At 57.4% G+C, this 24,462-nt stretch carries 37 protein-coding genes; 34 read left to right on the top strand and 3 right to left on the bottom strand.

What is annotated here, in order from left to right; translation table 11 throughout:
- From FGE05_RS28170 to bfr, 31 genes are all read left to right on the top strand, one after another.
- On the top strand, nt 1-688 hold a 688-nt coding region (locus FGE05_RS28170), incomplete at its 5' end, for an EF-Tu/IF-2/RF-3 family GTPase (RefSeq protein WP_257225744.1).
- 156 nt (nt 689-844) lie between these two features.
- Complete coding sequence (rpsJ, locus tag FGE05_RS28175; RefSeq protein WP_003186070.1) at nt 845-1,156, top strand: 30S ribosomal protein S10; 312 nt, start codon at nt 845-847, stop codon at nt 1,154-1,156.
- A gap of 80 nt (nt 1,157-1,236) precedes the next feature.
- Nucleotides 1,237-1,872 (top strand): 50S ribosomal protein L3, encoded by a 636-nt coding sequence (rplC, locus tag FGE05_RS28180; protein WP_041022493.1) that lies wholly within the window; start codon nt 1,237-1,239, stop codon nt 1,870-1,872.
- A 12-nt stretch (nt 1,873-1,884) separates the two neighbouring features.
- Complete coding sequence (gene rplD / locus FGE05_RS28185; RefSeq protein ID WP_003186057.1) at nt 1,885-2,487, top strand: 50S ribosomal protein L4; 603 nt, start codon at nt 1,885-1,887, stop codon at nt 2,485-2,487.
- Nucleotides 2,484-2,783, top strand: a complete 300-nt coding sequence (gene rplW, locus FGE05_RS28190) for a 50S ribosomal protein L23 (protein WP_002555488.1) — start codon at nt 2,484-2,486, stop codon at nt 2,781-2,783. Before rplD ends, rplW begins: the two co-directional genes overlap by 4 nt.
- Nucleotides 2,784-2,797: 14 nt before the next feature.
- Entirely contained in the window at nt 2,798-3,622 is an 825-nt protein-coding gene (gene rplB / locus FGE05_RS28195; RefSeq protein WP_007924198.1) for a 50S ribosomal protein L2, read from the top strand.
- 16 nt (nt 3,623-3,638) lie between these two features.
- Nucleotides 3,639-3,914, top strand: coding sequence for a 30S ribosomal protein S19 (gene rpsS / locus FGE05_RS28200; RefSeq protein ID WP_002555486.1), 276 nt, complete (start codon nt 3,639-3,641; stop codon nt 3,912-3,914).
- A gap of 11 nt (nt 3,915-3,925) precedes the next feature.
- Nucleotides 3,926-4,258 (top strand): 50S ribosomal protein L22, encoded by a 333-nt coding sequence (gene rplV, locus FGE05_RS28205; protein ID WP_003103908.1) that lies wholly within the window; start codon nt 3,926-3,928, stop codon nt 4,256-4,258.
- Nucleotides 4,259-4,271: 13 nt separating this feature from the next.
- Nucleotides 4,272-4,958 carry a 30S ribosomal protein S3 gene (rpsC, locus tag FGE05_RS28210; RefSeq protein WP_024778328.1) on the top strand — a complete coding sequence of 229 codons (687 nt, stop codon included), beginning with the start codon at nt 4,272-4,274 and terminating at the stop codon, nt 4,956-4,958.
- A gap of 12 nt (nt 4,959-4,970) precedes the next feature.
- Entirely contained in the window at nt 4,971-5,384 is a 414-nt protein-coding gene (gene rplP, locus FGE05_RS28215; RefSeq protein WP_003186052.1) for a 50S ribosomal protein L16, read from the top strand.
- Nucleotides 5,384-5,575: a 50S ribosomal protein L29 gene (gene rpmC / locus FGE05_RS28220; protein ID WP_002555481.1), complete on the top strand. Its 192-nt coding sequence runs from the start codon at nt 5,384-5,386 to the stop codon at nt 5,573-5,575. The genes rplP and rpmC overlap by 1 nt, the downstream gene beginning before the upstream one ends.
- 2 nt (nt 5,576-5,577) lie before the next feature.
- On the top strand, nt 5,578-5,844 hold the full coding sequence (rpsQ, locus tag FGE05_RS28225) for a 30S ribosomal protein S17 (protein ID WP_003194644.1): 267 nt from the start codon (nt 5,578-5,580) through the stop codon (nt 5,842-5,844).
- Nucleotides 5,845-5,867: 23 nt separating this feature from the next.
- On the top strand, nt 5,868-6,236 hold the full coding sequence (rplN, locus tag FGE05_RS28230) for a 50S ribosomal protein L14 (RefSeq protein ID WP_024778329.1): 369 nt from the start codon (nt 5,868-5,870) through the stop codon (nt 6,234-6,236).
- Between the two features lie 11 nt (nt 6,237-6,247).
- Nucleotides 6,248-6,562 carry a 50S ribosomal protein L24 gene (gene rplX, locus FGE05_RS28235; protein WP_003186046.1) on the top strand — a complete coding sequence of 105 codons (315 nt, stop codon included), beginning with the start codon at nt 6,248-6,250 and terminating at the stop codon, nt 6,560-6,562.
- Between the two features lie 20 nt (nt 6,563-6,582).
- A complete protein-coding gene (gene rplE / locus FGE05_RS28240) occupies nt 6,583-7,122 on the top strand; it encodes a 50S ribosomal protein L5 (protein WP_024778330.1) in 540 nt (179 codons plus the stop codon).
- A 13-nt stretch (nt 7,123-7,135) separates the two neighbouring features.
- Nucleotides 7,136-7,441: a 30S ribosomal protein S14 gene (gene rpsN / locus FGE05_RS28245; RefSeq protein WP_003186042.1), complete on the top strand. Its 306-nt coding sequence runs from the start codon at nt 7,136-7,138 to the stop codon at nt 7,439-7,441.
- 209 nt (nt 7,442-7,650) lie between these two features.
- A complete protein-coding gene (rpsH, locus tag FGE05_RS28250; protein ID WP_017848802.1) occupies nt 7,651-8,043 on the top strand; it encodes a 30S ribosomal protein S8 in 393 nt (130 codons plus the stop codon).
- Nucleotides 8,044-8,055: 12 nt separating this feature from the next.
- Nucleotides 8,056-8,589: a 50S ribosomal protein L6 gene (gene rplF / locus FGE05_RS28255; RefSeq protein WP_024077677.1), complete on the top strand. Its 534-nt coding sequence runs from the start codon at nt 8,056-8,058 to the stop codon at nt 8,587-8,589.
- Nucleotides 8,590-8,599: 10 nt separating this feature from the next.
- Nucleotides 8,600-8,950, top strand: a complete 351-nt coding sequence (gene rplR / locus FGE05_RS28260; RefSeq protein WP_003186037.1) for a 50S ribosomal protein L18 — start codon at nt 8,600-8,602, stop codon at nt 8,948-8,950.
- A 3-nt stretch (nt 8,951-8,953) separates the two neighbouring features.
- Nucleotides 8,954-9,454, top strand: a complete 501-nt coding sequence (gene rpsE, locus FGE05_RS28265; RefSeq protein ID WP_003186035.1) for a 30S ribosomal protein S5 — start codon at nt 8,954-8,956, stop codon at nt 9,452-9,454.
- A 2-nt stretch (nt 9,455-9,456) separates the two neighbouring features.
- Nucleotides 9,457-9,633 carry a 50S ribosomal protein L30 gene (gene rpmD / locus FGE05_RS28270; RefSeq protein WP_003176408.1) on the top strand — a complete coding sequence of 59 codons (177 nt, stop codon included), beginning with the start codon at nt 9,457-9,459 and terminating at the stop codon, nt 9,631-9,633.
- Between the two features lie 3 nt (nt 9,634-9,636).
- Nucleotides 9,637-10,074 carry a 50S ribosomal protein L15 gene (gene rplO / locus FGE05_RS28275; RefSeq protein WP_003186032.1) on the top strand — a complete coding sequence of 146 codons (438 nt, stop codon included), beginning with the start codon at nt 9,637-9,639 and terminating at the stop codon, nt 10,072-10,074.
- A complete protein-coding gene (gene secY / locus FGE05_RS28280) occupies nt 10,075-11,403 on the top strand; it encodes a preprotein translocase subunit SecY (protein WP_139650135.1) in 1,329 nt (442 codons plus the stop codon).
- Between the two features lie 30 nt (nt 11,404-11,433).
- Complete coding sequence (gene rpmJ / locus FGE05_RS28285) at nt 11,434-11,550, top strand: 50S ribosomal protein L36 (RefSeq protein ID WP_002555468.1); 117 nt, start codon at nt 11,434-11,436, stop codon at nt 11,548-11,550.
- Nucleotides 11,551-11,680: 130 nt separating this feature from the next.
- Nucleotides 11,681-12,037: a 30S ribosomal protein S13 gene (rpsM, locus tag FGE05_RS28290; RefSeq protein WP_024778332.1), complete on the top strand. Its 357-nt coding sequence runs from the start codon at nt 11,681-11,683 to the stop codon at nt 12,035-12,037.
- A gap of 30 nt (nt 12,038-12,067) precedes the next feature.
- Nucleotides 12,068-12,457 (top strand): 30S ribosomal protein S11, encoded by a 390-nt coding sequence (gene rpsK / locus FGE05_RS28295; protein WP_002555466.1) that lies wholly within the window; start codon nt 12,068-12,070, stop codon nt 12,455-12,457.
- Between the two features lie 18 nt (nt 12,458-12,475).
- On the top strand, nt 12,476-13,096 hold the full coding sequence (rpsD, locus tag FGE05_RS28300; protein WP_003176404.1) for a 30S ribosomal protein S4: 621 nt from the start codon (nt 12,476-12,478) through the stop codon (nt 13,094-13,096).
- A gap of 22 nt (nt 13,097-13,118) precedes the next feature.
- Nucleotides 13,119-14,120: a DNA-directed RNA polymerase subunit alpha gene (locus FGE05_RS28305; protein WP_003186012.1), complete on the top strand. Its 1,002-nt coding sequence runs from the start codon at nt 13,119-13,121 to the stop codon at nt 14,118-14,120.
- A 42-nt stretch (nt 14,121-14,162) separates the two neighbouring features.
- Complete coding sequence (gene rplQ / locus FGE05_RS28310) at nt 14,163-14,549, top strand: 50S ribosomal protein L17 (RefSeq protein WP_024778333.1); 387 nt, start codon at nt 14,163-14,165, stop codon at nt 14,547-14,549.
- Between the two features lie 223 nt (nt 14,550-14,772).
- A complete protein-coding gene (locus FGE05_RS28315) occupies nt 14,773-16,221 on the top strand; it encodes a catalase (protein ID WP_139650137.1) in 1,449 nt (482 codons plus the stop codon).
- Nucleotides 16,222-16,379: 158 nt separating this feature from the next.
- On the top strand, nt 16,380-16,844 hold the full coding sequence (gene bfr / locus FGE05_RS28320) for a bacterioferritin (RefSeq protein WP_024778335.1): 465 nt from the start codon (nt 16,380-16,382) through the stop codon (nt 16,842-16,844).
- 110 nt (nt 16,845-16,954) lie between these two features.
- On the opposite strand, the gene uvrA is transcribed toward bfr, so the two are convergent.
- Entirely contained in the window at nt 16,955-19,789 is a 2,835-nt protein-coding gene (gene uvrA, locus FGE05_RS28325; protein WP_139650139.1) for an excinuclease ABC subunit UvrA, read from the bottom strand.
- A gap of 179 nt (nt 19,790-19,968) precedes the next feature.
- On the opposite strand from uvrA, the gene FGE05_RS28330 reads away from it, so the two are divergent.
- Nucleotides 19,969-21,366: an MFS transporter gene (locus tag FGE05_RS28330; protein WP_139650141.1), complete on the top strand. Its 1,398-nt coding sequence runs from the start codon at nt 19,969-19,971 to the stop codon at nt 21,364-21,366.
- Between the two features lie 9 nt (nt 21,367-21,375).
- Entirely contained in the window at nt 21,376-21,891 is a 516-nt protein-coding gene (locus tag FGE05_RS28335) for a single-stranded DNA-binding protein (RefSeq protein WP_024778338.1), read from the top strand.
- A gap of 116 nt (nt 21,892-22,007) precedes the next feature.
- On the opposite strand, the gene FGE05_RS28340 is transcribed toward FGE05_RS28335, so the two are convergent.
- Nucleotides 22,008-22,631, bottom strand: a complete 624-nt coding sequence (locus FGE05_RS28340; protein WP_176563044.1) for a hypothetical protein — start codon at nt 22,629-22,631, stop codon at nt 22,008-22,010.
- Between the two features lie 137 nt (nt 22,632-22,768).
- The gene (locus FGE05_RS28345) at nt 22,769-23,323 is read right to left on the bottom strand and encodes a cysteine hydrolase family protein (RefSeq protein ID WP_139650143.1); all 555 of its coding nucleotides are present in this window, start codon (nt 23,321-23,323) and stop codon (nt 22,769-22,771) included.
- Between the two features lie 98 nt (nt 23,324-23,421).
- On the opposite strand from FGE05_RS28345, the gene FGE05_RS28350 reads away from it, so the two are divergent.
- Nucleotides 23,422-24,417 carry a GlxA family transcriptional regulator gene (locus tag FGE05_RS28350; RefSeq protein ID WP_139650145.1) on the top strand — a complete coding sequence of 332 codons (996 nt, stop codon included), beginning with the start codon at nt 23,422-23,424 and terminating at the stop codon, nt 24,415-24,417.
- Nucleotides 24,418-24,462: the final 45 nt, after the last annotated feature.

Consider the following 24,462-nt stretch of genomic DNA (forward strand, 5'->3'; position numbering starts at 1 on the left):
AATCATCATCGGTTCGGCTCTGATGGCTCTGAACGGCCAAGACGACAACGAAATGGGCACCACTGCTGTCAAGAAGCTGGTGGAAACTCTGGACAGCTACATCCCAGAGCCAGAGCGTGCTATCGACAAGCCGTTCCTGATGCCAATCGAAGACGTATTCTCGATCTCCGGTCGCGGTACTGTTGTGACTGGTCGTGTTGAGCGTGGCATCGTCCGCATCCAGGAAGAAGTTGAGATCGTCGGTCTGCGCGACACTCAGAAAACTACCTGCACCGGCGTTGAAATGTTCCGTAAGCTGCTGGACGAAGGTCGTGCTGGCGAGAACTGCGGCGTGCTGCTGCGCGGCACCAAGCGTGACGACGTTGAGCGTGGTCAGGTTCTGGTCAAGCCAGGCACCGTCAAGCCACACACCAAGTTCGTTGCAGAAGTTTACGTTCTGAGCAAGGAAGAAGGCGGTCGTCATACTCCGTTCTTCAAAGGCTACCGTCCACAGTTCTACTTCCGTACAACTGACGTGACTGGTAACTGCGAGCTGCCAGAAGGCGTTGAAATGGTAATGCCAGGTGACAACATCCAGATGACTGTCACTCTGATCAAAACCATCGCGATGGAAGACGGTCTGCGTTTCGCTATCCGTGAAGGCGGTCGTACCGTCGGCGCTGGCGTCGTAGCCAAAGTCATCGAGTAAGTCTCTTTTAGAGTCTGCCTGATGAGTTGAAAAAGCCCCCGCTTAGCGGGGGCTTTTTTATTGGGTTGACACCTATCAGGGGCGTCTATAGAATTGCGCCTCCTTTTAACGGGCGTATTGCGCCCGGTGGGAATAGCAGCCGGAGTCTGAAATCCAATGCAAAATCAGCAAATCCGTATCAGGTTGAAGGCTTTTGACCATCGCCTGATCGACCAATCCACCCAGGAAATCGTGGAAACCGCGAAACGTACTGGTGCTCAAGTGCGTGGTCCAATTCCACTGCCTACCCGTAAAGAGCGGTTCACCGTTCTGGTCTCCCCGCACGTCAACAAAGACGCGCGTGACCAGTACGAGATCCGTACTCATAAGCGCGTTCTGGACATCGTCCAGCCAACGGATAAAACCGTTGATGCACTTATGAAGCTCGATCTTGCGGCCGGTGTGGAAGTGCAGATCAGCCTCGGCTAAGACTCGGTCTTAGTCGTGTAACGCTCTGAAATGGGCGGCCATAGCGGGTGAAAGCCCCGTACACTCATGAGGTTTACAACATGACTATTGGTGTAGTCGGTCGTAAATGCGGTATGACCCGTATTTTCACCGAAGAAGGTGTCTCCATTCCGGTCACGGTCATTGAGATCGAGCCGAATCGCGTCACCCAGTTCAAAACTGAAGAGACCGATGGCTATCGTGCAGTGCAAGTCACTGTCGGCGAGCGTCGTGCTTCGCGTGTAACAGCTGCTCAAGCTGGCCACTTCGCCAAGGCGAACGTTGCCGCTGGTCGTACCGTACTGGAATTCCGTCTTGAAGAAGGCGAGTACCAGGCCGGCGATCTGATCAACGCTGAAATCTTCGCTGCTGGTCAACTGGTTGATGTAACCGGTCAGTCCAAAGGTAAAGGCTTCCAGGGTACGATCAAGCGTTGGAACTTCCGCGGGCAAGATAACACCCACGGTAACTCCGTATCCCACCGCGTTCCAGGCTCTATCGGCCAGTGCCAGACTCCTGGTCGTGTATTCAAGGGCAAGAAAATGTCCGGTCATATGGGCGCCGAGCGCGTGACCGTGCAGTCCCTCGAAGTAGTGCGCGTGGACGCTGAACGCAATCTGTTGTTGGTCAAGGGCGCTGTTCCTGGCGCTACTGGCGGCAACGTGGTTGTACGTCCAGCAGCCAAGGCTCGCGGTTAAGGGGAAGCTGACATGCAATTAAATGTAAATGACGCTCAAGCGATCGAAGTTTCCGAACTGACATTTGGCGGCGAATTCAACGAGACGCTGGTTCACCAAGCAGTCGTGGCCTACATGGCTGGCGGCCGTCAAGGTAGCAAGCAGCAAAAGACCCGTTCCGACGTTTCCGGTGGCGGTAAGCGCCCATGGCGTCAGAAAGGTACTGGCCGTGCTCGTGCCGGTACTATCCGTAGCCCAATCTGGCGTGGCGGCGGTACCACTTTCGCAGCTCGTCCTCAGGATCACTCCCAGAAGCTGAACAAGAAGATGTATCGCGCAGCAATGCGTTCCATCCTTGCTGAGCTGGTGCGTACTGATCGTCTGGTCGTGGTTCAGGACTTCGCTGTTGAAGCACCGAAAACCAAAGATCTGCTGAACAAGCTGAACGGCATGGGCCTGACTGACGTCTTGATCGTGTCTGACGCTGTTGATCAGAACCTGTACCTGGCTGCTCGTAACCTGCCGCACGTCGATGTTCGTGACGTACAGGGTTCCGATCCGGTCAGTCTGATCGCATACGACAAGGTGTTGATCACCGTGTCGGCCGTGAAGAAATTCGAGGAGCTGCTGGGATGAACCAGGAACGCGTATTTAAAGTTCTGCTTGGCCCGCACGTTTCCGAGAAGGCTACGGTTCTGGCAGACAAGAAAGGCCAGTTCGTTTTCAAGGTTGCTACCGACGCAACCAAGCTGGAAATCAAGAAGGCCGTCGAAAGCCTGTTCAGCGTGAAAGTAGAGCGCGTGACTACCCTGAACGTTCTGGGTAAAAGCAAGCGCACTGCTCGCGGTCTGGGCAAGCGTAATGACTGGAAGAAGGCAGTTATCTCCCTTCAGCCAGGCCAAGATCTCGATTTCAGCAGCAGTGCTGAGTAAGGAAGGGGTGCATCATGGCAATCGTTAAATGCAAACCGACTTCCCCTGGCCGCCGTTTTGTGGTCAAGGTGGTCAACCAGGAGCTGCATAAAGGCGCTCCTCACGCACCGCTGCTCGAGAAAAAATCGAAGTCTGGTGGTCGTAACAACAATGGCCGTATCACTACACGTCACGTGGGTGGTGGTCATAAGCAGCATTATCGTCTGGTCGACTTCCGTCGCAACGACAAGGATGGCATCGCTGCCACCGTCGAGCGTATCGAATACGATCCAAACCGTACTGCTCACATCGCTCTGCTGCTGTACGCAGATGGCGAGCGTCGCTACATCATCGCCCCTAAAGGCGTGAGTGCTGGCGACCAGCTGATCGCAGGTGCCCTGGCACCGATCAAGCCGGGCAACGCTCTGCAACTGCGTAACATTCCAGTTGGTAGCACCGTACACGGCATCGAATTGAAGCCAGGTAAAGGCGCGCAAATCGCTCGTTCCGCTGGTGCTTCGGCTCAGCTGATCGCTCGTGAAGGTGTCTACGTGACCCTGCGTCTGCGTTCTGGTGAGATGCGTAAAGTACTGGCTGAATGCCGTGCGACCCTGGGCGAAGTCTCGAACTCCGAGCACAGCCTGCGTTCGTTGGGTAAAGCTGGTGCCAAGCGCTGGCGTGGCGTTCGCCCAACCGTTCGTGGTGTTGCCATGAACCCGGTTGACCACCCACATGGTGGTGGTGAAGGTCGTACCTCTGGTGGTCGTCATCCGGTATCGCCATGGGGCTTCCCGACTAAGGGCGCGAAGACTCGTGGTAATAAGCGTACCGACAAAATGATCGTCCGTCGTCGCAAGTAAATAGAGGGATACGACAGTGCCACGTTCTCTGAAAAAAGGTCCTTTTATTGATCTTCACCTACTGAAGAAGATCGAAGTGGCGGCGGAAAAGAACGATCGCAAACCAGTTAAGACCTGGTCGCGTCGTTCGATGATCCTGCCACAAATGGTCGGTCTGACCATCGCAGTACACAACGGTCGCCAGCACGTCCCAGTTCTCGTGAACGAAGACATGGTCGGCCACAAACTGGGCGAGTTCGCCGGTACCCGCACATACCGTGGGCACGTGGCTGACAAGAAAGCCAAGCGTTAAGGGGTAAGGAAATGGAAGTAGCCGCTAAGTTGTCGGGCGCTCGAATCTCCGCCCAGAAAGCCCGCTTGGTCGCCGACCAGATCCGCGGGAAGAAGGTGGGCGAAGCGCTCAACCTGTTGGCTTTCAGCAGTAAGAAAGCCGCCGAGATCATGAAAAAAGTGCTGGAGTCGGCCGTAGCCAACGCCGAGCATAACGAAGGCGCAGACGTTGATGACCTGAAGGTCAGCACCGTTTTCGTCAACGAAGGGCGTTCGCTGAAGCGCATCATGCCACGTGCCAAAGGCCGTGCTGATCGCATCGTCAAGCGGTCTTGCCATATCACTGTCAAGGTTGCTGACAAGTAACGGAGTCGAAGAGATGGGTCAGAAAGTACATCCCATTGGCATTCGCCTGGGAATCGTCAAGGAGCACACCTCCGTCTGGTACGCAGACGGTCGGACTTATGCGGACTACTTGTTCGCTGATCTGAAGGTGCGTGAGTATCTCCAAGACAAACTAAAAAGCGCGTCCGTAAGCCGTATCGATATCCATCGTCCGGCTCAGACTGCACGTATCACCATCCACACCGCTCGTCCAGGTATCGTTATCGGGAAGAAAGGTGAAGATGTTGAGAAACTGCGTCAGGACCTGACCAAGCAAATGGGTGTGCCTGTGCACATCAATATCGAAGAGATCCGCAAGCCGGAACTCGACGGTATGCTGGTTGCGCAGAGCGTAGCTCAGCAGCTGGAGCGTCGCGTAATGTTCCGTCGCGCTATGAAGCGCGCTGTACAGAACGCAATTCGCATTGGTGCCAAAGGCATCAAAATCCAAGTGAGCGGTCGTCTCGGCGGTGCTGAAATCGCACGTACTGAATGGTATCGCGAAGGTCGTGTGCCACTGCACACCCTGCGTGCCGACATCGACTATGCCAACTACGAAGCTCACACCACCTACGGTGTGATCGGTGTAAAGGTTTGGATCTTCAAAGGCGAAGTAATTGGTGGTCGCCAAGAAGAGCTGAAACCACAAGCACCAGCGCCTCGTAAAAAAGCTGCTAAGTAAGGGGTACGCCAAATGTTGCAACCAAAGCGTACGAAGTTCCGCAAGCAGATGACCGGTCACAACCGTGGCCTGGCATTGCGCGGTAGCAAAGTCAGCTTCGGCGAGTTCGCGCTGAAGTCTGTTGCTCGTGGTCGTCTCACCGCTCGTCAGATCGAGTCAGCGCGTCGTGCTCTGACCCGTCACGTAAAACGTGGCGGCAAGATCTGGATCCGTGTATTCCCGGACAAGCCTGTCACCAAGAAGCCACTCGAAGTTCGGATGGGTAAAGGTAAGGGTAACGTGGAGTACTGGGTTGCCCAGATTCAGCCAGGCAAAGTCCTGTATGAAATCGAGGGTGTTTCTGAAGAGCTGGCGCGTGAGGCTTTCGCCCTGGCTGCTGCAAAGCTGCCGCTCGCCACCTCCTTTGTTAAACGGACGGTGATGTGATGAAAGCGAATGAACTTCGTGAAAAATCAGCACAGCAGCTGAACGAGCAACTGCTCGGCCTGCTGCGCGACCAGTTCAATCTGCGTATGCAGAAAGCAACTGGCCAGTTGGGGCAGTCTCATCTGCTCTCGCAAGTTAAGCGTGACATCGCTCGCGTGAAAACTGTGCTCAACCAGCAGGCAGGTAAGTAATCATGGCTGAAGCCGAAAAAACTGTCCGTACGCTGACTGGCCGTGTTGTCAGCGACAAGATGGACAAAACCATCACCGTTCTGATCGAGCGTCGCGTTAAGCACCCGATCTACGGTAAATACGTTAAGCGTTCGACTAAGCTGCACGCGCACGACGAAACCAATCAGTGCCACATCGGCGACAAGGTCACTATTCGTGAAACCCGTCCGATGGCCAAGACCAAATCTTGGGCGCTGGTTGATGTTCTCGAACGCGCTGTGGAAGTCTAAGGGCTAGGGGTCGGAGAAATTATATGATTCAGACTCAATCCATGCTTGATGTGGCCGATAACAGCGGCGCTCGCCGCGTTATGTGCATCAAGGTGCTGGGTGGCTCCCATCGTCGTTACGCTGCTATTGGCGACATCATCAAAGTTACCGTCAAGGAAGCAATTCCTCGCGGTAAAGTGAAGAAAGGTCAAGTGATGACTGCTGTTGTAGTCCGCACTCGCCATGGTGTTCGTCGCGCTGACGGCTCCATCATCCGCTTTGATGGCAACGCTGCTGTTCTGTTGAACAACAAGCAAGAGCCAATCGGCACCCGTATCTTTGGGCCAGTGACCCGTGAACTTCGTACTGAGAAGTTCATGAAGATCGTCTCGCTCGCCCCAGAAGTGCTGTAAGGAGATCCGACATGCAAAAGATTCGTCGTGACGACGAGATCATCGTGATCGCCGGCAAAGACAAGGGCAAGCGCGGTAAGGTGCTCAAGGTTCTCGCTGACAACCGTCTGGTTGTTGGTGGTCTGAACCTGGTCAAGCGCCATACCAAGCCTAACCCGATGTCGGGCGTACAGGGCGGTATCGTCGAGAAAGAAGCGCCACTGCACGCTTCCAACGTCGCCATTTTCAACGGCGAAACCAACAAGGCTGACCGCGTTGGTTTCAAAGTAGAAGACGGCAAAAAAATTCGTGTCTTCAAGTCGACCCAAAAAGCGGTTGATGCTTGAACACTGCTAGGTAGAAGACCATGGCACGACTGAAAGAGATTTACCGGAAGGAAATCGCACCGAAGCTTAAGGAAGAACTTAAGCTGGCGAACGTGATGGAAGTTCCGCGCATTACCAAGATCACCCTGAACATGGGTCTGGGCGAAGCGATCGGTGACAAGAAAGTCATCGAGCACGCGGTAGCTGACCTGGAGAAGATCACCGGCCAGAAAGTCGTTGTGACTCACGCTCGCAAATCCATCGCTGGCTTCAAAGTCCGCGAAGGTTGGCCGATCGGTGTCAAAGTGACCCTGCGTCGCGATCGTATGTACGAGTTCCTGGATCGTCTGCTGTCGATCTCCCTGCCTCGGGTTCGCGACTTCCGCGGCCTGAATGCCAAGTCCTTCGACGGTCGTGGCAACTACAGCATGGGCGTGAAAGAGCAGATCATTTTCCCGGAAATCGATTACGACAAGATCGATGCTCTGCGCGGTCTGGACATTACCCTGACCACCACTGCCAAATCGGATGACGAAGGTCGCGCTCTGCTGCGTGCTTTCAAATTCCCGTTCCGCAACTGATTGGAGTAGGAAAATGGCCAAGAAGAGCATGAAGAACCGTGAGCTGAAGCGTCAGCTCACCGTTGCCAAGTACGCCACCAAGCGTGCAGCGCTGAAAGCTATCATCGTTGATCTGAACGCAAGTCCAGAAGCACGTTGGGAAGCGACCGTAGCACTGCAGAAGCAGCCACGTGACGCAAGCGCCTCGCGCATGCGTAACCGCTGCCGCCTGACTGGTCGTCCGCACGGCGTATACCGCAAGTTCGGCCTCGGCCGTAACATGCTGCGCCAAGCTGCAATGCGTGGTGACGTTCCAGGTCTGGTTAAAGCCAGCTGGTAAGCACCGTCAAAGTCTCGGTGTTCGGGATCTCAGGATCCTGACCGCCGGTGGCCTTGAAGCAGAATCAAGCCCCTTTTGGGGCTTGATTCATTTCTGGGGTATGTCTAGAATGACCGGCTCGCCTGAGCCCGTGTTTTTCATGCCCGGAGTTTCTCGGCGACACGTAGTAGCCGCAAGGCTAATTTTTTTGCATTAGGAGCGTCTAGCCCATGAGTATGCAGGACCCGTTAGCGGACATGCTAACTCGAATCCGTAATGCCCAGATGGCTGAAAAGTCCGTCGTAAGCATGCCGTCTTCCACGTTGAAGGTGGCTGTAGCAAAAGTCCTGAAGGACGAAGGTTACATCGCGGGTTATCAGATCAGCAGCGAAATCAAGCCACTGCTGTCCATCGAGCTGAAATACTTCGAAGGCCGTCCGGTCATCGAGGAAGTGAAGCGCGTTAGCCGTCCAGGCCTGCGTCAGTACAAGTCCGTCGAGGATCTGCCGAAAGTTCGCGGCGGTCTGGGCGTGTCTATCGTCTCCACCAACAAAGGTGTGATGACTGATCGTGCTGCGCGCGCTGCCGGTGTCGGCGGCGAAGTTCTTTGCACTGTGTTCTAAGGGGGGATAAGCATGTCTCGCGTCGCTAAGAACCCCGTTAAGCTGCCAGCCGGTGTCGAAGTCAAATTCGCAGGCCAACAGCTTTCGGTGAAGGGTGCCAAGGGCACTCTTGAACTGAACATCCATTCGTCCGTTGAGATCGTTGAAGAAGCCGGTGAGCTGCGTTTCGCTGCTCGCAATGGCGATCAACAGACTCGCGCAATGGCTGGTACCACTCGTGCGTTGGTAAACAACATGGTCCAAGGCGTAAGCCAAGGCTTCGAGCGCAAGCTCCAGCTGGTCGGTGTTGGTTACAAAGCGCAAGCAAAAGGCTCGGTTCTGAACCTGGCTCTTGGCTTCTCGCACCCAGTGGATTACGAACTGCCGGAAGGCATCACCGCTGAGACTCCTAGCCAGACCGATATCCTGATCAAGGGCATCGACAAGCAGCTGGTAGGTCAAGTGGCCGCCGAGATCCGCGACTTCCGTCCACCAGAGCCGTACAAAGGCAAAGGTGTGCGCTACGCGGACGAAGTCGTCCGTCGTAAAGAAGCCAAGAAGAAGTAGGGCATAGCAAATGACCGACAAAAAAGTTACTCGACTGCGTCGCGCTCGCAAAGCACGCCTGAAAATGCACGAACTCGAAGTCGTGCGTCTCTGCGTGTTCCGCTCTTCGCAGCACATCTACGCCCAGGTCATTTCGGCCGACGGCAACAAGGTCCTGGCAAGTGCCTCGACTTTGGATAAAGAACTGCGTGATGGTGCCACCGGCAACATCGACGCGGCCACTAAGGTTGGCCAGCTGGTCGCTACGCGTGCTAAAGCCGCTGGCGTCTCGCAGGTGGCTTTCGACCGCTCTGGCTTCAAGTACCACGGCCGCGTCAAGGCGCTGGCTGATGCTGCTCGTGAAGCTGGGCTGGAGTTCTAAGTTATGTCAAATAACGACCAAAAGCGCGACGAAGGCTACATCGAGAAGCTGGTTCAAGTTAACCGCGTAGCCAAAACCGTTAAAGGCGGCCGTATCTTCACTTTCACCGCGTTGACCGTGGTTGGTGATGGTAAAGGCCGTGTTGGCTTCGGCCGTGGCAAGTCGCGTGAAGTGCCTGCTGCGATCCAGAAGGCAATGGAAGCTGCTCGCCGCAACATGATCCAGGTTGATCTGAACGGCACCACCCTGCAGTACGCAATGAAGTCTGCCCATGGCGCTTCGAAGGTGTACATGCAGCCTGCTTCTGAAGGTACCGGTATCATCGCTGGCGGCGCTATGCGTGCTGTCCTCGAAGTTGCTGGCGTTCAGAACGTTCTGGCCAAGTGCTACGGCTCGACTAACCCAGTAAACGTGGTTCACGCCACTTTCAAGGGTTTGAAAGCAATGCAGTCTCCTGAATCCATTGCCGCCAAGCGTGGCAAAAGCGTCAAGGAGATCTTCTGATCATGGCTACCGTAAAAGTTACGCTGATCAAAAGCATGACCGGCCGCATCCCTAACCACAAACTGTGCGTTAAGGGTCTGGGTCTGCGTCGCATCGGTCACACTGTAGAAGTCCAGGATACTCCCGAGAATCGCGGGATGATCAACAAGGCTTACTACATGCTGCGTGTCGAGGGTTAATCGATGAAACTCAATGATCTGAGTCCAGCGCCGGGTTCCCGTCGCGAAAAGCATCGTCCGGGCCGTGGTATCGGTAGTGGTTTGGGCAAGACCGGTGGCCGTGGCCACAAAGGTCAGACCTCCCGCTCCGGTGGCACCATTGCTCCAGGCTTTGAAGGCGGTCAACAGCCGCTGCATCGTCGCCTGCCGAAGTTCGGTTTCGTTTCCCTGAAGGCCATGGACCGCGCAGAAGTGCGTCTGTCCGAGCTGGCTAAGGTGGACGGCGACATCGTCACCGTGCAGTCCCTGAAGGATGCCAACGTGATCAACCAGAACGTACAGCGTGTGAAAATCATGCTGTCGGGCGAAGTTGCTCGCGCTGTCACCATCGGAAAGGGAATCGGCGCCACCAAAGGTGCGCGTGCGGCTATCGAAGCAGCTGGCGGCAAGTTCGAGGAATAAATGGCTAAGCAAGGTGCTCTCTCTGCGCTCGGCAAAGGCGGTATGTCTGAACTCTGGGCTCGTCTGCGTTTTCTGTTCCTGGCGATTATCGTCTACCGAATAGGCGCACACATCCCGGTTCCAGGTATCAACCCGGACCGACTCGCAGACCTGTTTCGACAGAATGAGGGGACCATTCTTAGCTTGTTCAACATGTTTTCCGGCGGCGCGCTTGAGCGGATGAGCATCTTTGCACTGGGGATCATGCCGTACATTTCGGCATCGATCATCATGCAACTGATGACAGCCGTCAGCCCGCAACTGGAGCAGTTGAAGAAGGAAGGTGAAGCTGGCCGTCGCAAGATCAGCCAGTACACCCGCTACGGCACTGTCGTACTCGCTCTCGTCCAGGCCATTGGCATGTCCATTGGCCTGGCAGGGCAGGGCGTTTCGTTCACTGCTGACTTCAGCTTCCATTTCGTCGCGGTTTCCACGTTTGTGGCAGGCGCGATGTTCATGATGTGGTTGGGTGAGCAGATTACTGAGCGTGGTGTTGGCAACGGTATCTCGATGTTGATCTTCGCAGGTATCGTCGCCGGTCTTCCGAGAGCGATCGGGCAGTCTTTCGAGTCTGCGCGTCAGGGTGATATCAACATTTTCGCCCTGGTTGCCATCGGTTTGCTGGCAGTAGCGATTATCGGTTTCGTGGTGTTCATTGAGCGTGGTCAGCGTCGTATTGCTGTTCACTACGCCAAGCGTCAGCAGGGCCGCAAGGTGTTTGCTGCGCAGACCAGCCACTTGCCGTTGAAGGTGAACATGGCCGGCGTTATCCCGGCTATTTTCGCGAGCAGCATCTTGCTGTTCCCGGCTTCGTTGGGTGCCTGGTTCGGCCAGTCTGAAGGTATGGGCTGGTTGCAGGACATCTCGCAGTCGATCGCTCCTGGTCAGCCGTTGAATATTCTGCTGTTTAGTGCAGGGATTATTTTCTTCTGCTTCTTCTATACGGCGTTGATGTTCAATCCGAAAGACGTAGCGGAAAACCTGAAGAAGTCCGGTGCCTTTATTCCGGGTATCCGTCCAGGTGAGCAGTCTGCGCGCTACATTGATGGCGTTCTGACTCGCTTGACCATGTTCGGTGCTCTTTACATGACGGCCGTCTGCTTGTTGCCCCAGTTCCTGGTGGTTGCGGCAAACGTACCGTTCTACCTTGGCGGGACCTCGTTGCTGATCGTGGTCGTGGTTGTGATGGACTTCATGTCCCAAGTACAATCGCACCTCGTTTCGCACCAGTACGAATCCCTGATGAAGAAAGCCAACCTGAAGGGCTACGGCAGCGGCATGCTGCGCTGAGTAGCGTCCATAAGGTTCGAGGAGTTGGTGATGAAAGTTCGTGCATCGGTGAAAAAGCTGTGCCGTAACTGCAAGATTATTCGCCGCGAAGGTGTTGTTCGAGTAATTTGCAGCGCGGAACCGCGTCACAAACAGCGCCAAGGCTGAGTGTGATTGTGCTTTAAGCCCGGCAGCTAGTGCGCTGCCGGGTTGATTATTTGTTATTACAGCGATATTATCTCGCGCCCTATTTCTTGGCTTCCGGGGCGTAGGTAGCTGTCAATTGGAGTCCCACTGAATGGCCCGTATTGCAGGCGTCAACATTCCAGATAACAAGCATACTGTTATCTCGCTGACCTACATCTATGGTGTTGGTCGCACTACTGCGCAGAAAATTTGTGCAGTGGCTGGGGTCAACCCAGCGGCAAAGATCAAAGATCTGAGCGACGAGCAGATTGAACAGCTGCGTGGCGAAGTGGCGAAGTTCACCACTGAAGGTGACCTGCGTCGCGAAGTCAACATGAAAATCAAGCGCTTGATGGACCTCGGTTGCTATCGCGGTCTGCGTCATCGTCGTGGTCTGCCAGTACGCGGTCAGCGTACCAAGACCAACGCGCGTACCCGTAAAGGTCCGCGTAAGCCGATCCGCAAGTAATCGCCCCAGCGAATCGACAGGAATTTAATCATGGCAAAACCTGCTGCTCGTCCTCGTAAAAAAGTTAAAAAGACAGTGGTTGATGGCATCGCCCACATCCATGCTTCTTTTAACAACACCATCGTGACCATTACCGACCGTCAAGGTAACGCTCTTTCCTGGGCTACCTCCGGTGGTTCGGGTTTCCGCGGTTCCCGCAAGTCCACCCCGTTCGCTGCTCAAGTAGCTGCTGAGCGTGCTGGTCAAGCTGCGCTGGAATACGGCCTGAAAAACCTCGACGTCAACGTCAAGGGTCCAGGTCCAGGTCGTGAATCCGCAGTTCGTGCTTTGAACGGCTGTGGCTACAAGATCGCCAGCATCACCGACGTGACGCCAATCCCGCACAACGGGTGCCGTCCGCCGAAGAAGCGCCGCGTGTAATCCAGGAGATTGTAAAGAATGGCTCGTTACATTGGTCCAAAATGCAAACTCGCTCGTCGCGAAGGCACCGATCTCTTCCTGAAGAGCGGCGTGCGCGCGATCGAATCGAAGTGCAACATCGAAGCAGCACCTGGTATCCACGGCCAACGCCGCGGTCGCCAGTCCGATTACGGCACCCAACTGCGTGAAAAGCAGAAGGTCCGTCGTATCTACGGCGTTCTCGAGCGTCAATTCAGCGGCTACTACAAAGAAGCTGCTGGCAAGAAAGGCGCAACCGGCGAAAACCTGTTGCAACTGCTCGAATGCCGTCTGGACAACGTTGTATACCGTATGGGTTTCGGTTCTACTCGTGCCGAATCCCGTCAGCTGGTATCGCACAAGTCGATCAGCGTTAACGGTCAAACCGTAAACGTTCCGTCCTACCAGGTTCGTGCTGGTGACGTGGTTGCTGTTCGCGAGAAAGCAAAGAACCAACTTCGCATTGTCCAAGCTCTCGATCTGTGTGCCCAACGTGGCCGCGTAGAATGGGTAGAAGTAGACACTGAGAAGAAGTCGGGCGTTTTCAAGAACGTTCCAGCTCGCAGTGATCTGTCCGCCGACATCAACGAAAGCCTGATTGTCGAGCTCTACTCCAAGTAAGGGCTAGAAAATAGGTGCATCCATGCAGATTTCGGTAAATGAGTTCCTGACACCCCGCCATATTGATGTGCAGGTTGTCAGTCCAACCCGCGCCAAGATCACTCTCGAGCCTCTCGAGCGTGGTTTCGGCCACACCCTGGGCAACGCGCTGCGCCGCATCCTGTTGTCCTCAATGCCCGGCTGTGCAGTAGTCGAGGCCGAGATTGACGGTGTACTCCACGAGTACAGCGCCATCGAAGGCGTACAGGAAGATGTCATTGAAATCCTGTTGAACCTTAAAGGTCTGGCTATCAAGCTGCACGGTCGTGACGAAGTTACGCTGACCTTGTCGAAGAAGGGTTCGGGGGTGGTTACCGCTGCCGATATTCAGCTGGATCATGATGTCGAGATCGTTAACCCCGATCACGTAATCGCTAACCTGGCGTCTAACGGCGCCCTGAACATGAAGCTCACCGTAGCTCGTGGTCGTGGTTATGAACCGGCAGACTCGCGTCAGAGCGATGAAGACGAAAGCCGCAGCATCGGTCGCTTGCAGCTTGACTCTTCGTTCAGCCCGGTTCGCCGTATCGCATACGTGGTGGAAAACGCCCGTGTCGAACAGCGCACCAACCTGGACAAGCTGGTTATTGATCTGGAAACCAACGGTACCCTGGATCCTGAAGAGGCTATCCGCCGCGCTGCAACCATCCTGCAACAGCAGTTGGCTGCGTTCGTCGACCTCAAGGGTGACAGTGAGCCAGTGGTTGTCGAGCAGGAAGACGAGATCGATCCGATCCTGCTTCGCCCGGTTGACGATCTGGAACTGACTGTACGTTCGGCTAACTGCCTTAAGGCGGAAAACATCTACTACATCGGCGACCTGATTCAGCGCACCGAAGTAGAGCTGTTGAAGACTCCGAACCTTGGCAAGAAATCCTTGACTGAAATCAAGGACGTTCTGGCCTCCCGCGGTCTGTCCCTCGGCATGCGCCTCGACAACTGGCCGCCTGCAAGTCTTAAGAAGGACGACAAGGCGACTGCCTGATCGTCGTAATCACCGAACGTTGTGTTTGGTAAGGAATGAACCATGCGTCATCGTAAAAGTGGTCGTCACCTGAGCCGCACCAGCTCGCACCGCAAGGCCATGTTCCAAAACATGGCGGTGTCGCTGTTCGAGCACGAGCTGATCAAAACTACACTGCCGAAAGCCAAAGAACTGCGTCGCGTTGCTGAGCCGCTGATCACTCTGGCCAAGACAGATAGCCTGGCTAACCGCCGCCTGGCTTTCGACCGTACTCGTTCGAAAGCTATCGTTGGTAAGCTCTTCAACGACCTGGGCAAGCGTTACGCTACCCGTGAGGGTGGCTACCTGCGCATCCTCAAGTGCGGTTTCCGCGCTGGCGACAACGCGCCTATGGCGTACGTCGAGTTGGTTGATCGTGCTACCGGCGGTGAAGCTGTATCCGCTGAGTAAGACGGCAATATACAAAGAACCGGGCCTAGTGCCCGGTTTTTTGTGCCTGATAGAAAAGCAAAGGAACCGTTGCGGCTGGCTTCGCTATTGGCAACAGGGCAACGTTAGATAATGACTATCGACGCCCATGATTTAATAAATTTGGATACTGTCACTAACATGTTCGATACTCCTTTCCAGCCGATTAGCCGGCAGTTCGAAGACCGACCGAGGAAGATTGAGCATGAGCCAGATCAAAACGCTTACGACCGCAAGCGGCGCTCCTGTCGCCGATAACCAGAATTCTCGCTCAGCTGGCCCGCGTGGCCCGCTGTTGCTCGACGATTTCCACCTCATCGAGAAGCTTGCTCACTTCAACCGCGAGAACATCCCTGAGCGTCGTGTACACGCCAAGGGCTCGGGCGCCTACGGTACATTTACGGTAACTCGGGACATTACTCAGTACACCAGCGCCAAGCTGTTCGATTCGGTCGGTAAGCAGACACCAACGTTCCTGCGGTTCTCCACCGTGGGTGGCGAGCGCGGATCTGCCGACACCGAGCGCGATCCCCGTGGTTTTGCCCTGAAGTTCTACACCGAGGAAGGTAACTGGGACATTGTTGGTAATAACACGCCGGTTTTCTTCATTCGTGATCCGCTGAAGTTTCCAGACTTCATCCATACCCAAAAGCGCCTGCCACAAAGCAACCTGAAAAGCGCCCAGGCGATGTGGGATTTCTGGTCTCATTCTCCAGAAGCCTTGCACCAGGTCACCATTCTGTTCTCCGATCGCGGCATTCCTGACGGCTACCGTCATATGCACGGTTTCGGCAGTCACACCTACAGTCTGATCAACGCCCAAGGTGAGCGTCACTGGGTGAAGTGGCACTACAAGACCAAGCAAGGCATCAAGAACCTGGCGCCGGCTGAGGCTGCGCGTCTGGCGGGTACCGACCCGGACTACGCGCAGCGTGACTTGTTCAATGCCATCGAGCGCGGTGACTTTCCGAAATGGAGCGTTTGCATCCAGATCATGACCGAAGCTCAGGCCGCCGCCCATTACGAGAACCCGTTCGACGTGACCAAGACCTGGTCGCAGAAGGAGTTTCCGCTGATTGAAGTCGGGGAACTCGAACTCAACCGTAATCCGCTGAACTACTTTGCCGAAGTGGAACAGGCGGCGTTCGGGCCGAGCAACATGGTGCCGGGCGTAGGCCTGTCGCCGGACCGCATGCTGCAGGGGCGCGTGTTCGCTTACGCCGATGCCCACCGCTACCGTGTCGGCACCAATCACCAGCAATTGCCGGTGAATGCACCGCGCAGTCCGGTCAATACCTACCAGCGCGACGGAGCCATGGCGTTCGGCAGCAATGGCGGGGCAGCACCGAACTACGAGCCCAACAGCTACGTAGAGGCGCCGAAGCAGGCGCCGCATTATGCGGAACCAGCCTTGGCCCTTACCGGGGCGGCGGATCGTTACGATCATCGGGAAGACACTGACTACTACAGCCATGCCGGTGCGCTGTTCCGTCTGATGAGCAGCGAACAGCAGGCCCTGCTGATCAGCAACATCGCCGGTGCGATGGGCGGTGTGTCAGCGGATGTCGTCGACCGTCAGCTGCAGCATTTCTCCAGGGCGGACGCCGCTTATGGAGAAGGTATCGCAAAGGCGTTGGGCGTAGAGCTTAACTAAGTCTAAACGAGAAGCAGAACCGCCCTCATTAGGGCGGTTTTTGCGTTATTTAGCCCAGTTTTCTCAGATTTTCTTCGCATTTATTGCGATAGCACAGTGACCTGGCGGCCGGCTTGGTTCAAACTAGGGCCTTTCAAGGCTTGTGGAGATGTAGGGCGATGCAAGGTCACCCGGACGTAATCGATTACCTCAACACGTTGCTGACAGGCGAACTGGCAGCCCGTGATCAATATTTCATCCATTCGCGGATGTACGAGGATTGGGGTTTTACCGAGCTCTACGAACGTATCAACCATGAAATGGAAGAAGAAGCCCAGCATGCCGATGCGTTGATGCGCCGCATCCTGATGCTCGAAGGTACGCCGCGCATGCGCCCGGACGATCTGGACATCGGCACCACAGTGCCCGATATGCTAGCTGCCGACCTGCGCCTGGAATACAAGGTCCGCGCCGCGCTGTGCAAGGGTATCGAGTTGTGCGAACAGCACAACGACTATGTCACCCGCGAAATCCTGCGTGTTCAACTCAATGACACCGAGGAAGACCATACCTACTGGCTTGAGAAGCAGTTGGGTTTGATCAAGTTGATCGGGTTGGAAAATTACCTGCAGTCGCAGTTCTGATTGCCGGTTACCGGACGCGGAGCGTCATTGGATGCATTCCCACGCGGAGCGTGGGAACGAGCCCCTGTCGTCGATGAGATGACAGGGGCTTTTTCATGCTAGGGAATGAATCAGTCTCGATCACGTTCCAGCAACGGCTTCAGGTAGTGCCCTGTGTGGGACTGCTTCATCCCGGCGACTTGCTCAGGCGTACCCACCGCAATGATCTGGCCGCCCTTGGAGCCACCTTCCGGCCCCAGGTCTACCAACCAGTCGGCCGTCTTGATCACGTCCAGGTTGTGCTCGATGACCACCACGGTGTTGCCGTGGTCGCGAAGGCGATGCAACACGTCGAGCAATTGCTGGATATCAGCGAAGTGCAGACCGGTGGTAGGCTCGTCGAGGATGTACAAGGTTTTGCCGGTGTCGCGCTTGGACAACTCGCGGGACAGCTTGACCCGCTGGGCTTCGCCGCCGGACAGCGTCGTTGCCGATTGGCCGAGCTTGATGTACGACAGGCCGACATCCATCAATGTCTGCAGCTTGCGCGCCAGGGCTGGCACTGCGTCGAAGAACTCCCGGGCCTCCTCGATGGTCATCTCGAGGGTTTCGTGGATGTTCTTGCCCTTGTATTTGATCTCAAGGGTCTCGCGGTTGTAGCGCTTGCTCTTGCACACATCGCAAGGCACATAGATGTCTGGCAGGAAGTGCATTTCCACCTTGATCAGGCCGTCACCCTGGCAGGCTTCGCAACGCCCACCCTTGACGTTGAACGAGAACCGTCCCGGGCCGTAACCCCGGGAGCGCGATTCCGGCACGCCGGCGAACAATTCGCGGATCGGCGTGAACAACCCGGTGTAAGTCGCCGGGTTGGAGCGCGGTGTGCGGCCGATCGGGCTCTGGTCGATGTCGACGACCTTGTCCAGGTGCTCCAGGCCCTTGATGCTGTCGTGGGGGGCAGCCTCCAGGGTGGTCGCGCCGTTCAGGGCCGTGGCGCTGAGGGGAAACAGCGTATTGTTGATCAGCGTCGATTTGCCGGAGCCGGATACGCCGGTGACGCAGGTCAGCAGGCCGATCGGGATCTCCAGGTCGACGTTGCGCAAGTTGTTGCCACGGGCACCCTTGAGGGTCAGCGACAGCTTCTTGTTGCGCGGCGTCCGTTTGGCCGGCACCTTGATCTTCACCCGTCCCGACAGGTACTTGCCGGTCAAGGAGTCGGGGTGCGCCATGACTTCGGCGGCGGTGCCCTGGGCGACGATATGTCCACCATGCACACCGGCTCCCGGGCCGATGTCCACGACGTAATCGGCCAGGCGGATCGCGTCTTCGTCATGCTCGACCACGATCACCGTGTTGCCGATGTCCCGCAGGTGCTTGAGGGTGCCGAGCAGCCGGTCGTTGTCCCGTTGGTGCAGGCCAATGGACGGCTCGTCGAGGATGTACATCACTCCCACCAGGCCGGCGCCGATCTGGCTGGCCAGGCGGATACGCTGGGCTTCGCCGCCGGACAACGTGTCTGCGCTGCGGTCGAGGGTGAGGTAATCCAGGCCGACGTTCACCAGGAACTGCAGGCGCTCGCTGATTTCCTTGAGGATCTTGTCGGCAATTTCGCCCCGGCGGCCGGTGAGTTTCAGGCCGGCGAAGTAATCGGTGGCGTCGCCGATGGGCAGGTTGGTCACTGCCGGCAGTGTCTTCTCGCCCACCCACACATGACGTGCCTCGCGACGCAAACGGGTGCCGCGGCAATCAGGGCAGGGCTGGGTGCTGAGGAACTTGGCCAGCTCTTCGCGCACGCTGGCCGATTCAGTCTCGCGGTAGCGTCGCTCGAGGTTCGGCACGATGCCTTCGAACGGGTGGGAGCGCTTGACGATATCGCCACGGTCGTTCAGGTATTTGAAGTCGACGTTCTGCGAGCCGCTGCCATGCAGGATGTATTTCTGCTGATCGGCGGGCAGTTCGTTGAAGGGCTTGTCCAGGCTGAACTTGTAATGAGCTGCCAGCGACCCGAGCATCTGGAAGTAATAGACGTTGCGCCTGTCCCAGCCGCGAATCGCGCCTTCGGCCAGGGTCAGTTCGCCGTTGACCAGGCGCTTGGTGTCGAAGAACTGCTTGACCCCCAGGCCATCGCAGGTCGGGCAGGCGCCGGCGGGGTTGTTGAAGGAAAACAGCTTGGGCTCCAGCTCGCTGATGGCATGGCCGCAGATCGGGCAGGCGAAGCGCGCCGAGAAGATGATTTCCTCACCGGGCTCGTCGTCCATCGGCGCCACCAGGGCGATGCCATCGGCCAGTTTCAGCGCGGTCTCGAAGGATTCGGCCAGCCGCTGTTGCAGATCGGCCCGGACCTTGAAGCGGTCGACCACCACATCGATCGAGTGCTTCTTCTGTTTGTCCAGCTTCGGCAGTTCGTCCAGCTCGCAGAGCTTGCCATTGACCCGGGCCCGCACGAAGCCCTGGGCCCGCAGTTCCTCGAAAACCAGCAGGTGTTCGCCTTTGCGCTCGCGAATGACCGGCGCGAGCAGCATCAATTTGCTGCCTTCCGGCTGGGCCAGCACCAGGTCGACCATCTGGCTGACGGTCTGGGCTTCCAGGGGAATGTCGTGGTCGGGGCAGCGGGGAATGCCCACTCGCGCATACAGCAGGCGCAGGTAGTCGTAGATCTCGGTAATGGTGCCGACCGTCGACCGCGGGTTATGGGACGTCGATTTCTGTTCGATCGAAATGGCTGGCGACAGGCCTTCGATGGTGTCGACGTCCGGTTTCTCCATCATCGACAGGAACTGCCGGGCGTAGGCCGACAGCGATTCGACATAGCGTCGCTGGCCTTCGGCGTACAGGGTATCGAATGCCAGCGATGATTTGCCGGATCCGGACAGGCCGGTGATGACGATCAGCTTGTCCCGTGGCAGGGTCAGGTCGATGTTCTTCAGGTTGTGGGTACGGGCCCCACGAATCAGGATCTTGTCCAAAGTGGCCTCGCTCGGCGGGCATCGAAAACGTAGGAGTATACGGGCAAATACTGGATGGATAAACACTATTGAGCGTGCGATCGCAGCCATACATGAAGACTGCGCGTCAAACAGTCGCGATATACCCTCTCAATCGATGGGACTGGTAGAATCGCCGCCGGTTCAGATGAGGTTTTTCCATGCACGATCCCCACAGCGAGCGCATGAGTGGCGGCGAGACCCGGGCGGCAAGCGGGCTGGCCCTGGTGTTCGCCTTCCGTATGCTGGGCATGTTCATGGTGTTGCCGGTGCTGGCGACCTATGGCATGGACCTGGCGGGTGCGACGCCAGCCCTGATCGGGTTGGCGATTGGCGCTTATGGCCTGACCCAGGCCATTTTCCAGATCCCGTTCGGGATCATTTCCGACCGCATCGGCCGACGTCCCGTGATCTACCTTGGACTGATCGTCTTCGCCCTCGGCAGTGTGCTGGCGGCCAACGCCGACTCGATCTGGGGTGTGATCGCCGGACGGATCCTGCAAGGCGCGGGGGCGATTTCCGCTGCCGTCATGGCCTTGCTCTCGGACCTGACCCGCGAACAGCATCGGACCAAGGCCATGGCCATGATCGGCATGACCATCGGTCTGTCGTTCGCCGTCGCCATGGTCGTCGGCCCGTTGCTGACCCGCGCTTTCGGTTTGTCGGGCCTGTTCCTGGCGACCGGCGGCATGGCGCTGGTGGGTATCCTGATCGTGGCGTTCATGGTGCCCCGTTCCACCGGGCCGCTGCAGCACCGTGAATCCGGGGTGGCGCGCCAGGCGCTGATCCCGACCCTAAAGCACCCGGACCTGCTGCGCCTGGACCTGGGTATTTTCGTGCTCCACGCCATGCTGATGTCCAGTTTCGTCGCCTTGCCGCTGGCCTTGGTCGAGAAGGCCGGACTGCCCAAGGAGCAGCATTGGTGGGTCTACCTGACGGCGCTGCTGATTTCGTTCTTCGCCATGATTCCGTTCATCATCTATGGCGAGAAACGACGCAAAATGAAACGAGTTTTGCTCGGCGCCGTCGTGACGCTGATGCTCACTGAGCTATTCTTCTGGCAGTTCGGCGACAGCCTGCGAGCCCTGGTGATCGGCACGGTGGTGTTCTTCACCGCGTTCAACCTGCTGGAGGCGTCGCTGCCGTCGCTGATCAGCAAGGTTTCACCGGCGGGCGGCAAGGGCACGGCAATGGGGGTTTATTCCACCAGCCAGTTCCTGGGTTCGGCTTTGGGCGGGATTCTCGGTGGTTGGCTGTTCCAGCATGGCGGTTTGTCGGTTGTCTTCCTGGGATGCGCCGCGCTGGCTGCACTTTGGCTGGTCTTTGCTGTTACCATGCGCGAACCACCGTATGTGACGAGCCTGCGCTTGCCGTTATCGCCCGAAGCCATTCGCGAAGCAGGCCTGGTCGAGCGCCTCAGGGCCGTCGTTGGCGTAACCGATGCAGTGGTGGTCGCCGACGAAGCGGCCGTTTATATCAAACTGGACACCGAATTATTGGATCGTGCGACCCTCGAGCGCCTGGTGAACAACCCGGCCCCGACTGCGTGCGAAGCCTAGGAGAACGTTATGGCCCGTGGGGTTAACAAAGTCATATTGGTCGGTACGTGCGGCCAGGATCCCGAGGTTCGCTACCTGCCTAATGGCAACGCCGTGACCAACCTGAGTCTGGCGACCAGCGAACAGTGGACCGACAAGCAGACCGGCCAGAAAGTCGAGAAGACCGAATGGCATCGGGTGTCGATGTTCGGCAAAGTGGCTGAGATCGCCGGCGAATACCTGCGCAAGGGTTCGCAGGTGTACATCGAAGGCAAGCTGCAGACGCGCGAGTGGGAAAAAGACGGCATCAAGCGCTACACCACTGAAATCGTGGTCGACATGCAGGGCACCATGCAATTGCTGGGCGGCCGTCCACAGGGTGACCAGCAGCAAGGTGGCAACAACTACCAGCAGTCGGCCCCACGTCAGCAGGCGCCTCGCCCGCAATCGGCGCCACAGCCACAACGCGAGCGCCCGGCCCCACAACAGGCCGCGCCGCAACCGGCTCCGGATTTCGACAGCTTTGATGACGATATCCCGTTCTAAGGCTGCGTCTCAGGCCTAGCCTGCCCGGTATCGCCCCGAAAGCCCCAGAGCCCCGTGCCTGGGGCTTTTTGTTTCGACGCTGGTCAGATCGGGCTGGCTCCTGCGTCCAGGACCGATCACAAATCCAAATCCAAGACCTCCTGCATCTTTTCGCCAATGGACTGCCGTAACCAGGTTGAATGAAACGCCATGTCCTTGAGTGGAATGTGCATCCAGAACCGGACCTCCATCGGCTTGCCATTGTCCCCGGTGAAGCACACCACCAAATGACAGGCGTGAGCGATAGAGTTTTCCACGCAGGGCGTGATGGAATAGATGTCGCTGTAGGGCACGCACTCTTCGGTGGGCGCGCGTGCTGGGCGGCGCTGGGTGAAGGTGAGGCGTTGCTGGCGTTCGTCAAAGCAGAAGCCAAGCACTTGAGGGCCGGAGAAAAGCCAGTAAAGCAGACCGGTGGCCGCTAATGCGCTGACGCACATGAGTGTCAAAAACAGAGGATCCTCGATCGTCCTGGTATGAGTGCTCGACAGGCCTTCGGTGGAGAACAGCTCGATCGATACCACCACCAGCCCGTAGACCGGCAAGGCAAGCAATAGCATCACGGCGTACAGCAGGGTACCCAGGTATCCTGTTGTGGATATTTCGCTTGGGTAATCCCACGTGGGAGGATGTTGTGGCGTGGGTGCGGCGGTATCGGTCGGGACTGGGGAGGAAACCAGGCGCGACGGGTGTTTGCGTTTCATGCGGCTGGCTCTTGGGAAACTCAGCGGCCATTCTTATCGTTATTCCTCAACTACGCCTAGTGGAAATCGGTAATCGTCAGTTTCTAATGAAAAACCGCGCCTCGGTGCTCGAAGCGCGGTTTGTTTTTGCCTGGGGCTCAGTGGCTGGCCGCCAGAAATTGCTCCGTGCTCACTACCTTCGCATAAGCAAACCCCAACGCCGCCATGAAGGCCGCGTGGACCTGGGCTGCCGGAACGACGACGCCGTTGAATTCCAGGTCCAGGGTTGCGCAGGCGTCGTGGATCACCGTGACGTCGTAGCCCAGGTCCGCCGCGGCCCGAGTGACACCGTCGATGCACATGTGGCTCATGCTGCCGACGATGACCAGTTGAGTGATGCCGTGATGGTCGAGGAGGGATTGCAGTTCGGTTTCGCGGAATGAATTGACGAAGTGCTTGAGCACTACCGGTTCATTGGCCTGGTTAAGGACCTTGGGGTGCAGTTTCGCGCCTTCGGAGCCCGGGGTGAAGAATGGCGCGTCTTCGGAGGTGAACTCGTGGCGGATGTGCACCACTTGATTTCCTGCCTGGCGAAAGGCTGCGATCATTCGTGCGGCGTTGTCCGCGGCGGTTTCGACGCCACTCAGGGGCCATTTACCCTGGGGGAAGTAGTCGTTCTGGATATCGACTACGATGAGCGCTTGCTTGGACATGAGTGCTTCCTTGATCAATGAGGGGTGAAGCCAGTATTGGCTTTTGCCATCGGTTCGAGGATTGGCCGCAACGACAATAGGCGGGGGAAAACTGACAAATGACGCAGGAGAAGGCGGTTGCCGAGCTTGGGGTGCTGATCTATCCCGGTGCGCAACTGGCGGCGGTGCATGGCTTGACCGATCTGTTCTGCGTGGCGGACCGGATCGCGACCGAGCATGCCGGCGCACAGTTGCCGCGGTTGCGGGTCAGTCACTGGCAGGCACAGGAGGGTGGGGCGCCGTCGCGGGTATTCGACAGCGCACCCGGTCCGGACGGGCCGCTGGCGGCATTGCTGATTCCACCGGCCCTTGGCGGTTTCAGCAAAAGCCAGTCCTCGGCGCCGCTGATGGCTTGGCTGCGGGCCCGGCACGGCGCTGGCACCGTGTTGGGCGGGGTGTGCGTAGGGTCGATCCTGCTGGCTGAAAGCGGCTTGCTCGATGGGCGTAGCGCCACCACCCACTGGACGTCGGCCAAGACCTTTGCCGAGCGTTACCCGAAGATCAAGCTCGACGCCGACAAGCCGATTGTCGACGACGGCGACCTGATCACCACCGCTGGGCTGATGGCCTGGGCGGAGTTGGGGCTGCGGCTGGTGAATCGCTTGCTGGGCCCCAGCATCGCGACGCGCACGGCGCGGTTCCTGGTGATCGAGCACAGTGACAGCGCCAGCGAGTGCGGCAGCAATTTCGCGCCGATCCTCGGGCACGGCGACGGGGCGATTCTCAAGGTGCAACACTGGCTGCAAGGCAGCGGCGCGGTAGACGTCTCCCTGGCCGCGATGGCCGAGCAGGCGGGCCTGGAGGAACGCACCTTCCTGCGCAGGTTCCGTAGCGCCACCGGGCTCAAGCCCACCGAATACTGCCAGCACCTGCGGGTCGGCAAGGCTCGGGAAATGCTGGAGTTCACCAACGGCACCATTGACCACATCGCCTGGACCGTCGGTTATCAAGACCCGAGTGCCTTTCGAGCGACGTTCAAGAAAATCACCGGGCTGGCGCCGAGCGATTACCGGGCAAAGTTCGGAGTCAGTCCGCCAAGCGCTTCGAAACAGTAATGGCTCCCTCACTAGAGGGGGGTATGAGATTCAAATCATCGTGCA

Source organism: Pseudomonas sp. ICMP22404 (assembly GCF_006227205.1).
Taxonomy (GTDB): domain Bacteria; phylum Pseudomonadota; class Gammaproteobacteria; order Pseudomonadales; family Pseudomonadaceae; genus Aquipseudomonas.

What these genes read in the sequence shown, in the direction of transcription:
- rplF (WP_024077677.1), top strand. Translation starts at nt 8,056, where the DNA reads ATGTCTCGCGTCGCTAAGAACCCCGTTAAGCTGCCAGCCGGTGTCGAA.
- FGE05_RS28345 (WP_139650143.1), bottom strand. Translation starts at nt 23,323, where the DNA reads ATGTCCAAGCAAGCGCTCATCGTAGTCGATATCCAGAACGACTACTTC.
- rpsH (WP_017848802.1), top strand. Translation starts at nt 7,651, where the DNA reads ATGAGTATGCAGGACCCGTTAGCGGACATGCTAACTCGAATCCGTAAT.
- FGE05_RS28315 (WP_139650137.1), top strand. Translation starts at nt 14,773, where the DNA reads ATGAGCCAGATCAAAACGCTTACGACCGCAAGCGGCGCTCCTGTCGCC.
- rpsQ (WP_003194644.1), top strand. Translation starts at nt 5,578, where the DNA reads ATGGCTGAAGCCGAAAAAACTGTCCGTACGCTGACTGGCCGTGTTGTC.
- FGE05_RS28340 (WP_176563044.1), bottom strand. Translation starts at nt 22,631, where the DNA reads ATGAAACGCAAACACCCGTCGCGCCTGGTTTCCTCCCCAGTCCCGACC.
- rpsN (WP_003186042.1), top strand. Translation starts at nt 7,136, where the DNA reads ATGGCCAAGAAGAGCATGAAGAACCGTGAGCTGAAGCGTCAGCTCACC.
- rpsC (WP_024778328.1), top strand. Translation starts at nt 4,272, where the DNA reads ATGGGTCAGAAAGTACATCCCATTGGCATTCGCCTGGGAATCGTCAAG.
- rpmC (WP_002555481.1), top strand. Translation starts at nt 5,384, where the DNA reads ATGAAAGCGAATGAACTTCGTGAAAAATCAGCACAGCAGCTGAACGAG.
- rplD (WP_003186057.1), top strand. Translation starts at nt 1,885, where the DNA reads ATGCAATTAAATGTAAATGACGCTCAAGCGATCGAAGTTTCCGAACTG.
- rpsE (WP_003186035.1), top strand. Translation starts at nt 8,954, where the DNA reads ATGTCAAATAACGACCAAAAGCGCGACGAAGGCTACATCGAGAAGCTG.
- rpsM (WP_024778332.1), top strand. Translation starts at nt 11,681, where the DNA reads ATGGCCCGTATTGCAGGCGTCAACATTCCAGATAACAAGCATACTGTT.
- rplW (WP_002555488.1), top strand. Translation starts at nt 2,484, where the DNA reads ATGAACCAGGAACGCGTATTTAAAGTTCTGCTTGGCCCGCACGTTTCC.
- FGE05_RS28305 (WP_003186012.1), top strand. Translation starts at nt 13,119, where the DNA reads ATGCAGATTTCGGTAAATGAGTTCCTGACACCCCGCCATATTGATGTG.
- rplC (WP_041022493.1), top strand. Translation starts at nt 1,237, where the DNA reads ATGACTATTGGTGTAGTCGGTCGTAAATGCGGTATGACCCGTATTTTC.
- rpmJ (WP_002555468.1), top strand. Translation starts at nt 11,434, where the DNA reads ATGAAAGTTCGTGCATCGGTGAAAAAGCTGTGCCGTAACTGCAAGATT.
- rplN (WP_024778329.1), top strand. Translation starts at nt 5,868, where the DNA reads ATGATTCAGACTCAATCCATGCTTGATGTGGCCGATAACAGCGGCGCT.
- rplR (WP_003186037.1), top strand. Translation starts at nt 8,600, where the DNA reads ATGACCGACAAAAAAGTTACTCGACTGCGTCGCGCTCGCAAAGCACGC.
- FGE05_RS28350 (WP_139650145.1), top strand. Translation starts at nt 23,422, where the DNA reads ATGACGCAGGAGAAGGCGGTTGCCGAGCTTGGGGTGCTGATCTATCCC.
- rplV (WP_003103908.1), top strand. Translation starts at nt 3,926, where the DNA reads ATGGAAGTAGCCGCTAAGTTGTCGGGCGCTCGAATCTCCGCCCAGAAA.
- FGE05_RS28335 (WP_024778338.1), top strand. Translation starts at nt 21,376, where the DNA reads ATGGCCCGTGGGGTTAACAAAGTCATATTGGTCGGTACGTGCGGCCAG.
- secY (WP_139650135.1), top strand. Translation starts at nt 10,075, where the DNA reads ATGGCTAAGCAAGGTGCTCTCTCTGCGCTCGGCAAAGGCGGTATGTCT.
- rpsD (WP_003176404.1), top strand. Translation starts at nt 12,476, where the DNA reads ATGGCTCGTTACATTGGTCCAAAATGCAAACTCGCTCGTCGCGAAGGC.
- rpmD (WP_003176408.1), top strand. Translation starts at nt 9,457, where the DNA reads ATGGCTACCGTAAAAGTTACGCTGATCAAAAGCATGACCGGCCGCATC.
- rpsK (WP_002555466.1), top strand. Translation starts at nt 12,068, where the DNA reads ATGGCAAAACCTGCTGCTCGTCCTCGTAAAAAAGTTAAAAAGACAGTG.
- rplB (WP_007924198.1), top strand. Translation starts at nt 2,798, where the DNA reads ATGGCAATCGTTAAATGCAAACCGACTTCCCCTGGCCGCCGTTTTGTG.
- rpsJ (WP_003186070.1), top strand. Translation starts at nt 845, where the DNA reads ATGCAAAATCAGCAAATCCGTATCAGGTTGAAGGCTTTTGACCATCGC.
- rplQ (WP_024778333.1), top strand. Translation starts at nt 14,163, where the DNA reads ATGCGTCATCGTAAAAGTGGTCGTCACCTGAGCCGCACCAGCTCGCAC.
- bfr (WP_024778335.1), top strand. Translation starts at nt 16,380, where the DNA reads ATGCAAGGTCACCCGGACGTAATCGATTACCTCAACACGTTGCTGACA.
- rplE (WP_024778330.1), top strand. Translation starts at nt 6,583, where the DNA reads ATGGCACGACTGAAAGAGATTTACCGGAAGGAAATCGCACCGAAGCTT.
- rplO (WP_003186032.1), top strand. Translation starts at nt 9,637, where the DNA reads ATGAAACTCAATGATCTGAGTCCAGCGCCGGGTTCCCGTCGCGAAAAG.
- rplX (WP_003186046.1), top strand. Translation starts at nt 6,248, where the DNA reads ATGCAAAAGATTCGTCGTGACGACGAGATCATCGTGATCGCCGGCAAA.
- rplP (WP_003186052.1), top strand. Translation starts at nt 4,971, where the DNA reads ATGTTGCAACCAAAGCGTACGAAGTTCCGCAAGCAGATGACCGGTCAC.
- FGE05_RS28330 (WP_139650141.1), top strand. Translation starts at nt 19,969, where the DNA reads ATGCACGATCCCCACAGCGAGCGCATGAGTGGCGGCGAGACCCGGGCG.